The 9660-nt window shown below is 73.4% G+C and carries 8 protein-coding genes; 3 read left to right on the top strand and 5 right to left on the bottom strand.

Annotated features, from left to right (window positions below; all coding sequences use genetic code 11):
• Window positions 1-867: DMT family transporter (locus F2B26_RS11965; RefSeq protein ID WP_159809647.1), on the top strand; the 867-nt coding region annotated here is incomplete at its 5' end.
• 21 nt (window positions 868-888) lie between these two features.
• Here F2B26_RS11965 and F2B26_RS11960 read toward each other — a convergent pair.
• From F2B26_RS11960 to F2B26_RS11950, 3 genes are all read right to left on the bottom strand, one after another.
• On the bottom strand, window positions 889-4554 hold the full coding sequence (locus F2B26_RS11960; RefSeq protein ID WP_159809646.1) for a DEAD/DEAH box helicase: 3666 nt from the start codon (window positions 4552-4554) through the stop codon (window positions 889-891).
• 52 nt (window positions 4555-4606) lie between these two features.
• On the bottom strand, window positions 4607-4987 hold the full coding sequence (locus tag F2B26_RS11955) for a hypothetical protein (RefSeq protein WP_159809645.1): 381 nt from the start codon (window positions 4985-4987) through the stop codon (window positions 4607-4609).
• 551 nt (window positions 4988-5538) lie between these two features.
• Window positions 5539-6102 carry a DUF6318 family protein gene (locus F2B26_RS11950; protein WP_159809644.1) on the bottom strand — a complete coding sequence of 188 codons (564 nt, stop codon included), beginning with the start codon at window positions 6100-6102 and terminating at the stop codon, window positions 5539-5541.
• Window positions 6103-6361: 259 nt separating this feature from the next.
• Between F2B26_RS11950 and F2B26_RS11945 the strand changes: the two genes are divergently transcribed.
• Together F2B26_RS11945 and F2B26_RS11940 are read left to right on the top strand one after the other, a co-directional pair.
• A complete protein-coding gene (locus tag F2B26_RS11945; RefSeq protein WP_159809643.1) occupies window positions 6362-6793 on the top strand; it encodes a VOC family protein in 432 nt (143 codons plus the stop codon).
• 87 nt (window positions 6794-6880) lie between these two features.
• Complete coding sequence (locus F2B26_RS11940) at window positions 6881-8056, top strand: hypothetical protein (protein ID WP_159809642.1); 1176 nt, start codon at window positions 6881-6883, stop codon at window positions 8054-8056.
• Here the strand turns inward: F2B26_RS11940 and F2B26_RS11935 are convergent.
• Both F2B26_RS11935 and F2B26_RS11930 read right to left on the bottom strand, forming a co-directional pair.
• Window positions 8053-8757: a hypothetical protein gene (locus tag F2B26_RS11935; RefSeq protein ID WP_159809641.1), complete on the bottom strand. Its 705-nt coding sequence runs from the start codon at window positions 8755-8757 to the stop codon at window positions 8053-8055. The two genes, F2B26_RS11940 and F2B26_RS11935, sit on opposite strands and share 4 nt — an antisense overlap.
• 209 nt (window positions 8758-8966) lie before the next feature.
• The gene (locus F2B26_RS11930; protein WP_159809640.1) at window positions 8967-9545 is read right to left on the bottom strand and encodes a DUF6318 family protein; all 579 of its coding nucleotides are present in this window, start codon (window positions 9543-9545) and stop codon (window positions 8967-8969) included.
• Window positions 9546-9660: the final 115 nt, after the last annotated feature.

The following is a 9660-nucleotide window of genomic DNA, read 5'->3' as shown; positions in this document are numbered from 1 at the left end:
CGACCGGCCCGCGGCGAGCGGCGCTGGCTCGTCGGGGCGGTGGCCGCCGGCGGGGTCGCGGGGCCCGTGCTCCTCATGGCCGGGCTGTCCTCGATGCCGGCGTCGGGCGCGTCCCTGCTGCTCAACGCCGAGGGTGTGCTCACGGCGGTGCTCGCCTGGGTGGTGTTCCGCGAGCCCGCAGACCGCCGCGTCGTGCTCGGGATGCTCGCGATCGTCGCCGGGGCCGTCGTCATCGCCGTGCCCACCGGCCAGGCGCAGGTCGGCAGCGTCTGGCCGGTGCTGGCCGTGCTGGGGGCGTGCGCCTGCTGGGCGCTCGACAACAACCTCACCCGCAAGGTGTCGCACGTCGATGCGACCTGGCTCGTCACGGTGAAGGGCGCGGTCGCCGGCCCGACGAACCTCGTGCTCGCACTGCTGCTCGGCGCGCACCTGCCGACGGCCGGGTCGACGGCCGCCGCGATGGCCCTGGGCTTCGTCTCCTACGGGCTCAGCCTCGTGCTGTTCATCGTCGGGCTGCGGCACGTGGGCACCGCCCGGGCGGGCGCCTACTTCTCGGTCGCCCCCTTCTTCGGCGCGGTGCTCGCCGTCGCCCTGGGCGATGCGGTGACCTGGCAGCTGCTGCTCGCCGGCGCCCTCATGGCGCTGGGCACCTGGCTGCACCTCACCGAGGCGCACGGGCACGCGCACACCCACGAGGCCGTCACCCACGAGCACGGGCACACGCACGACGACGGGCACCACGAGCACAGCCATCACGGCGACGGGCCCGTCGGACCCGACGGCCAGCACCGGCACCTGCACACGCACGCCCCGCTGACGCACAGCCACGAGCACTACCCCGACACCCACCACCGCCACGAGCACTGACGGCGGGCGGACGTCGATCGCTCAGCCGAGCAGCGCCCGCACGTCCCCGGCGGACAGCCGGGCGTCGGCCAGCTCGCCGCCGCCGAGCACCGAGTCGAACAGCCGGGCCTTGGCGTCCTTGAGCGCCATCACCTTGTCCTCGATGGTGCCTGCGGCGACCAGCCGGTAGACCATCACCTGCTTCGTCTGGCCGATGCGGTGCGCCCGGTCGACGGCCTGGGCCTCGACCGCGGGGTTCCACCACGGGTCGAGCAGCACCACGTAGTCGGCCTCGGTGAGGGTGAGCCCGACGCCGCCGGCGCGCAGGCTGATGAGGAACACCGGCACGTCACCGGTGCGGAAGCTCTCGATCACCGCGGGCCGGCCGGTGGTCGCGCCGTCGAGGTAGGCGTAACCGGTGCCGTGCGCGTCGAGCCGGTCGCGGACCCGGCCGAGCACGCCCGTGAACTGGGAGAACACGAGGACCCGGTGCCCGTCGGCGACGATCTCGTCGAGCATCGCGGCCAGGTGGTCGAGCTTGCTCGCCGGGACGCCGGTGTGCGCCTCGTCGACCAGGGACGGGTCGAGCGCCAGTCGCCGCAGCAGCGTGAGGGACCGGAAGATCTCGAACCGGTTGCCGTCGAAGTCCTCCAGCAGCCCGAGCACCTTCTGCCGCTCACGTGCCAGGTAGCGGTCGTAGAGCGCGCGGTGCCGGGGCGCCAGCTCGACCTCCACGACATGCTCCAACCGCGCCGGGAGGTCGGCGGCCACCTGCTCCTTGGTACGGCGCAGCACGAGCGGCCGGATGCGTCGTCGCAGGTCGGCGAGGCGCGCGGTGTCGCCGTCACGTTCGATCGGCACCCGGTAGTGCTCGGTGAACCGCTGCAGCGACGGGAACAGCCCCGGCGCCACCAGGCCCAGCAGCGCCCACAGCTCGAGCACCGAGTTCTCCAGCGGCGTGCCGGTGACGGCGACCTTGATCGGCACGCGCAGCGTCCGCGCGCACGCGTAGGCCCGCGACTGGTGGTTCTTCACGGTCTGCGCCTCGTCGAGCACGAGCGCGGAGAAGGTCAGTCGCTCGTACTCGGCGAACTCGAGGCGGAACAGCGTGTACGACGTGACGACGACGTCGGCCCCGGCGACCACCTCGGCGAGGCTCGAACCGCGCTTGCCGGCGGTCGCCTCGACGGTGCGCACCACGAGGTCCGGGACGAACCTGGCGGCCTCGCCCGCCCAGGCTCCGACCACGGACGTCGGCGCGACGACGAGCAGCGGACCCTGCTGCCCGGCCGGCTGGGCCCGCAACCAGGCGGCGAAGGTGAGCAGCTGGAGCGTCTTGCCGAGCCCCATGTCGTCGGCCAGGATTCCGCCCAGCCCGCCTTCGGCCAACCGCCGCAGCCACGCGTACCCGGCCCGCTGGTACGGCCGGAGCTGGGCCTTGACCTGCGCGGGGACCTCGTCGGCCGACGGCGGGTCGGCGAGCTCGGCCAGCCGCTCCACCGCCTCGGTCCAGGCCGCCGCCTGCTGCACGACGACGCCGAGCGCGACCAGCTCGTCCCAGGCACCGACGTCGAACCGGCTGACCCGCAGCGGTCCGCGACGGTCGTCGCCCAGCGCCCGGGCCTCCTCGACCAGCGTGCGCAGCGCCGCGAGCTGCGGGGTGTCGACCCGCAGCCACAGCCCGTCGTCGAGCAGCACGCGATCTTCGCCGAGCACGAGGGCGCGCAGCACCGGTTCGAGCGGCACCTGGCGGTCCTCGACCTCGATCGTCACCTGCAGCTCGAACCAGTCGCGGTCGCTGCCGAGGGTGGGCTCCTCACCGTCGGTGCCGGTGGCCGCGTCCGCGCCCGGTCTCGTCCCGACGCCTGACCGGCCGCTCGGGTCCATTCCGGTGCCGTCGTCCAGTCCAGTACCTGACCCGGTGCCGACCAGGACGCGTGCCGGGGTGGCGGCCTCGCGGTAGTCGGGCAGGTCGCCGACGACGTGGACCTCGACGCCCTCGACCTCGCGCAGCGCGGGGAGCACCTGGTCGACCAGGGTGACGGTGTCCCAGTCGGTGAGGCCCGTCGTACCCGGCCGGTGGGTCCGCAACGGTTCGAGCAGCGCGTCGCGCAGGCGGTCCGCACCGCCGTGCGCGTCCTTGCGCTCACCGGCCGGCGCATCGGCGACCGAACCGCCCGGTGCGAGGGCGCCGGCCACCGCCGCCGCTGCGGTTGCCAGCAGCGCGGCCTCGCCGTCAGGTGAGCGCCACGGCTCGGTGGCCCGGTCGATCGGCCCGAGCGGTACAGCGGCGGGAGCCTCCTGCCCGTCGTCCACCCGATAGGCCCACGACCAGCCGACATCGACGGTGTGCCGCTCGCGCACGGCGATGTCGAGTCGCAGCCCGGGGACGGCGGGTTCGGGCAGCCGGACGGTGCCGTCGACGCTCGCCAGCGGCAGCACGGTGGACAGCCGCGGCGCGTAGCTGCCCCAGAAGACGTCGGCCGTCGGGGTCGGGACCCGCAGCGTGCCGGGCATGGTGAGCAGCGCCTCGGCCCGCCGGTCGAGCGGCTGGGCGAACCGGGCCAGCTCGAGCCCTCCCGCGCCCTCGGTCCACCAGTAGACCCCGACGGGTCCGGGCAGCCCGACCAGCCCGAGCCGTTCGGGGTCGAGCCGCGTCCCGTCGACGAGGACGCCGGGCAGGACCTGCAGCCCTGACCCGTCCTCGTGCAGGTCGAGCTGCACCTGGGCAGGTTCGTCGTGCACGGTCACGGCGCGGTTGGGGGCCGCGGCCGTGAGCAGCTCGACGCCGATCCGCCGCAGCTCGGCGAGCATCGCCCAGACCGCCACGCCCGGGCCGCGGTCGAGGTAGAGCCAGGTCGGGGTGCTGGTCCACGACCGGGGTCCGGCCGTCGTCTCGATGAGCCGGTGCAGCGCCACGAGACCCTCGCGGTGGTCCCGATCGAGCGGGGTCCCCGAGTACCCGACGGTCACGTTGGACCAGCCGGCGCCGGTGCGGACCCACGTGCCCTTCTCGCTGCGCAGCGCGGGGCGCACCGCGAGCCGGTGGGCGCGCGGCGGGTCCTGCCACTGCTCACCCGCGCCGAGCTGCACCTCGAGCAGCAGTGCGAGCGGGGCTCCGTGACGCGGCTCGGAGTGACGCCGGGGGGTGAGCACCGAGTCGAGCACCTGCGCCCAGGCTGCCTGCTGCGCATGCCCGCCAGCAGCACCGATGCCGGTGGACGACGAGCCGGGGGAGTGCGAGTCGGTGCCCGACGGGCCGGCGGACGACGTGGCCATCCCCGTCGGGCCAGCCTGCTGCGCGTTGGCGTCCGACGAACCGGTGGACGCCGTGGCGGCTCCTGCTCGCCCGAACGCCGGCAGGTCCGCGCCCTCCGGGTCTCCGTCCGACGGATCTGGCTCAGGCGCCAGCGCGGCCTCCGACGGCCGCACCGCCGCCTGGAGCAGGAGCGCGGCCACGTGCTTGCAGGAGTGCTGGACCGGGCAGGTGCACATCCCGGTGACCGGTTCGCCGTCGGGCTTGAGGACGATGTGCTGGGTGTAGACCTCGCGCGCTGAGCCCCGCACCCGGCCGCGCAGCAGACCTCGGCTCTCGTCCCAGCTCACGGCGTGCGCCCGCAGGTCCAGCGCGTAGGCGAGGCCGCGTGCGAACGCCTCCGCTCCGACGAGTCGCCGCACCTGGTCCTCGGAGACGGCCGGGATGTGCACGGCGACGAGCCTAGGCCGGGGGTCCGACGCGGGGCCGGGGCTAGGGCCAGGCTCAGCAGCCGGGGTCGTGGGGGTGGTCGGTGCAGCTGCCGCGGGTCAGGTGGGCGGAAGCCTCACGGATCTCGAACGGGGCGCTCGCGCTGGTCGTGGTCGCCGTGCCCGGCACGGGCCGGACCGTCGGGTCGTCGCCCACGGTGTAGGTCGCCTGCCAGGTCGTGGTCAACGCGACCCTCCCCGTGCCAGGACGGGTGAACGGGTACGACACGTCCTGGTGCGGGTACGGGTGACCCGGGCTGGTGGTGGTGAACACCTTCTCCCCGTAGTCCCACGTGAACTGCGAGGCGGTCACCTGGAACGTGACCGGCACCCCCAGCACCGTCGCACCCAACATCTGCGGCGCCGGATCGGTGAAAGCGATCGTCTCCTTGTTCACCAACACCCACCCCCGATCGGGCTGCACCCTCACCACCGACGGTGCGATCGGCAACCGACGAAACTCAGCAAGCACCTGCTCCGCCGACGGAACCGGACCACCCACACACGTCAGGTCCGCGACCAGCACGTAGTCGGACCACGGCGTACTCGCGCTCGGCCGCTCCGAACGCCACAGCGGCAGCAGCACCGGGGCGTCGCCGCACACGTCACTGTGGTCGACCACCCGGCCGTCCGAGCACGGCCAGCTGTACCCCGCACCCCCGCTCATGAGCCCGCACACCTCGGCGCGCAGGTACCTGACCAGCGGCGGAGCAAACGAGACAGGCGCCGGACGACCGCCCGGGACAGCACCTGTGCCTTGGAGGATCTCGGTGAGCGAGACCTCGATGTTGTTGTCGCGCGCCCGCGTCGTCGGCTCGGACGGCAGTACCGAGGACGGAGTGCTCGGCGTGGCGACGTCCGGGTCAGGCGAGTCGCCCTCGGCTCTGGCCGCTCCTGCACTGAGCGCAACCACCAGTGCCACCAGCACAGCCGCCGACCACAGGCGTCTCACGGCGCGGCGGTCGGTACGACCGCGCCCTTCTCGAACCACTGCCCCCCACGCAGCAGCCAGTTCGGGCCCTCCCGATGGAGCACGAGCAGCATCTGTCCGTGCGCGCCTTCGGTCGTCGCGACGGAGGAGCCGTCCGCGCGCAGCACCTCGGTACTCGGCTTGTCGAAGTCCACGAGTACCGCGAACGCCAGTGGGTTGAGCTCCTGGGTCCGAGTCACCGTGACATCCCAGCGCCCTTCGCGGCTCACCTGGCCGAGCGTCGCCTGAGCGGCCGCATCGCTGGCAACCCCCGCGCAGAACTCGCAGTCCGGTGTGCTGAGCGCCTGCCAGTCGGTCGCGTCGTTGGTCTCGCGGACGTAGGCGTACGCGTCGCGCGCGAACCACAGCGCCGCCGCGTCGGCACCCGCCTCACCGTTGTCCGCCCACTGCGCGGGCTTGGCCGGCGACGCCATCGGCGCCGGCAACCCCACCAAGGGCGATGACGCCGATGCCGTCGGAGTCACGGCCGGATCCGGGGAGCACCCCGCCAGCCCGAGAACCACGCCCACCGCGACAACCATCGCGACCCACCGTGCCCGACCCATGCGCGCCCCCGCTCGCCACCCACCTACCCACGGCCACCTGCTCACGGCCACCCCCTGCCCGGGCGACCTGGGCACCGACCCTGGCACAGCCCCGACGACGACGCGCCGAGTTCTCCACAGGCCCACGACGACGTGCGCCGGGCCGGATCTGCCCGCAGGCTGGTGCGGCCGCCTCGTCCGACCGTGTCAGTGCCTCGGACGATGCTGGGCACCCACTGCGACGAGGAGGTCACCGATGGCTGTCTCACTCACCCCGTACCTGCACTTTCGCTCCGAGGCCCGCGCTGCCCTCGAGTTCTACCGGTCGGTCTTCGGCGGCGAGGTCCAGATCAGCACCTTCGCCCAGTTCGGGGTCTCGTCCGACCCCGCCGAGGCCGACCTCGTCATGCACGGCTTCCTGCGGACCTCCAGCGGCCTGGAGCTCATGGCCTCCGACACCCCGAGCCACATGACGGCCCCCGTCGGGACCGGCGTCTCGCTGTCCCTCAGCGGCTTCGGGGTGGACGACGCGACGCTGCGCGGCTACTGGGACGGCCTGCGCGACGGTGCCCGGGAGATCGGCGCCGAGCTGGCGCCTGCGCCGTGGGGTGCCTCGTTCGGGCAGCTCACCGACCGGTTCGGCGTGGTCTGGCTGGTCAACATCGACCCCGGCGAACCCGTGGGCTGACCTGCCGGTGGGCCGATCCGGCGCCCCGTGCGAGGCGGACGGGACGCGGCCAGGACCATGTCGCACCAGTTCGCTAGCCTCGGCCCCGTGAGCGTCTGGGAGCCACCGGCGGCGGTCGAGCAGTTCCCGGTCCCGGTCGCGCCCCGCCGGCGACGACGGCGTTGGCCGGCGGTCCTGCTCGTCGTCGTCCTGGCACTGGGCGGTGCCGCAGGCGCGGGCGCCCTCGTGATCTCCCAGCGCGACTACACCCAGGCGGCCGACCACCTCAACGCCCTCGTCGACGAGGCGCAGGACTCCCAGACGGCACAGGCCGCGGCGGTCGCCTCGGGGACGACGGCGGCGCACGAGGCCGATGCTCTCGCGGCCCTGGCGGGGGCTGGCTTCACCGATGCGGCCGCCGGCACCACCCTGAGCGCCGATGCCCGCGCGCTCGACGCAGCGGTGGCCGTCGCCGGGACCGGGCTCGACGTCCCGGCGTATGCGGCTCGGCACCCGCAGACCTGGTGGCCGCCCGCCATCCGCAGCGCCACCACCCAGCTGCGCGACCGGGCTGACCAGCTCGCCGCCGCCGTCAGCCAGGCCCAGGCTGCGACCAAGGCCGTGACTGACGCGACGGCGAAGGTCGCGAGTTCGCGCGACGCCCTGCTGGCGTCGGTCGCACCGGTGTCGGCGCAGGTCGACGCGGCGAACGACATGGCGACGAACGACTCGCGGTTCGCCTTCCGGGACGCGGCGGCGGCCGTCGACCCGACGTCGGGCGATCAGGTGGCGGCGCTGACGACCTACGTGCAGGCGGGCCAGGCGCTCGTCGCGTCCCAGGCGGCGGAGGAGGCCGAGCTCGCCGGCCCGTTGCATGCGCGCAAGGTCGCCGTCGTGGAGTTCGCCCGGTCGATCGACGGCGGTGTGCTCCTCGACTTCACCTGGGCCCCGACGCTGTCCATCGACGGCCAGACGTGGGGACGCGCCGGGTCGCTGGCCGGGTGGACCCAGTTCTGGTTCGACCGCGGTGGCTACGCGACGATCTCCCTCACCGACTCGGTCGCGGCGGAGTGGCCGACGTCGAAGTCGCTGGTGGTGCACGAGGTGGGGCACGCGATCCAGACGAAGTGCCCCGACCTGGCGGACCACTCGACCCGGGCCGCGGTCGAGGCGTGGGCGACGGCGTGGGCGATCGGCATGGGGTACACCGACCCCGGCAACGGGACGCAGGCGTACGGCGAGCCCCCGGCGTCGCTGGTGGAGGTCTCCAAGTCCTGCCGCTAGCCCTCGCAGCCGGGGTCGTGGGGGTGGTCGGTGCAGCTGCCGCGGGTCAGGTGGGCGGAGGCCTCACGGATCTCGAACGGGGCGCTCGTGCTGGTCGTGGTCGCCGTGCCCGGCACGGGCCGGACCGTCGGGTCGTCGCCGACGGTGTAGGTGGCCTGCCAGGTCGTGGTCAACGCGACCTTGCCGGTCCCGAGGTGGGTGTACGGGTAGGACACGTCCTGGTGCGGGTACGGGTGACCCGGGCTGGTGGTGGTGAACACCTTCTCCCCGTAGTCCCACGTGAACTGCGAGGCGGTCACCTGGAACGTGACCGGCACCCCCAGCACCGTCGCACCCAACATCTGCGGCGCCGGATCGGTGAAAGCGATCGTCTCCTTGTTCACCAGCACCCACCCCCGATCGGGCTGAACCGTCAACACCGACGGGGTGATCGGCAGGGTCTGGAACGCGGTGACGACCTGCTCCGGCGTCGGGTCCGGCCCACCGGCACAGGTCACGTTCTCGACCAGCACCCAGGGCTGCCAGTCGTCGGACGCTGTGACGCGAGTGGACTCCCACCAGGGGCGAAGGGCCGGGGCGTCCCCGCAGACGTCGGTGTGGTCGAGCACCACATCCGGCCCGCACGGCCAGTACCGCCCCTCACCCGCCGAGTACACGCCGCAGATCTCGGCCCGCATGTGGCGAGCTAGCAACGGAGCCACCCGGGCCACCGTCGACCCCGTCGGAGCGAAGCTGTCGGTGCTGCCTGGCAGATTCTCTGTTCCGTAGACCTCGACCGTGTGGTCACCAGCCTGGGCTCCGATCTTGTGGTCGCCTCCGTCCGCAGCCACCCACCCGGGCAGCGCCGCGACCGCGCTGATCACGAGGCTGAACAGTGCCGGGAGCCTCGCTGCCGACCAGGCCCGAACCGTCACGAGCCAGCACCCGCTGTCGGCACCGGCACTCCGGCGTCGAACCACTCTCCGGCTCGGAGACACCAGTTCGGTCCCACCAGATGAACCACGACGTTCAGCTGCCCCGGGGCTCCGTCGAGCGTCTTCACCAGGCTTCCGTCGAGGCGGTAGATGCCCGTGGGACCGTCGCGATAGTCCACGAGCACGGCATATGCCAGCGGGTTGAGCTCCTCGACCCGGGTCACGGTGACCTGCACCCCGGTGAGGCGCTGAACCGTGCCGGCGGTCAGACCGTCCTGCACGGACTTGGTCGTGTTGGCGCAGAACACGCAGTCGGGGAGGCTCAGTGCCTGCCACTGCGTCGAGTCGTTCGTCTCGACCACGTAGGTGTAGAGGTCGCGCACGAACCACACCGCCGCCGCCTGGGCACCGCGCTCGCCGGTGTCCGCCCAGTGCTCCGGCAGTGTCGGCGACGCGACCGGTGCCGGGAGCGTCGGGGTCGAGGAGGCCGCCGTCGCCGCGACGCTGGGCGCCACCGACCCGTGCGGCGAGCACCCCGCCAGCACGACGACCCCTGCCGCCAGCCCGGCTGCCACCGGCACCCACCTGGACCTGACCATGCGCGCCCCCGCTCGCCGTACCCACCTTCGGGCGCCACCCTCACCCAGGCGGCGTGGGCACCGACCCTGGCACAGCACCGACGACGACGCG

It is taken from the genome of Cellulomonas citrea, from assembly GCF_009829685.1.
GTDB classification, from domain to species: domain Bacteria; phylum Actinomycetota; class Actinomycetes; order Actinomycetales; family Cellulomonadaceae; genus Cellulomonas; species Cellulomonas citrea.
This window is presented reverse-complemented; position numbering and strand designations above follow the sequence as displayed.

Excerpts from the sequence above, each read along its gene's own strand:
- F2B26_RS11945 (WP_159809643.1), top strand. The coding sequence starts at position 6,362 with ATGGCTGTCTCACTCACCCCGTACCTGCACTTTCGCTCCGAGGCCCGC.
- F2B26_RS11950 (WP_159809644.1), bottom strand. The coding sequence starts at position 6,102 with ATGGTTGTCGCGGTGGGCGTGGTTCTCGGGCTGGCGGGGTGCTCCCCG.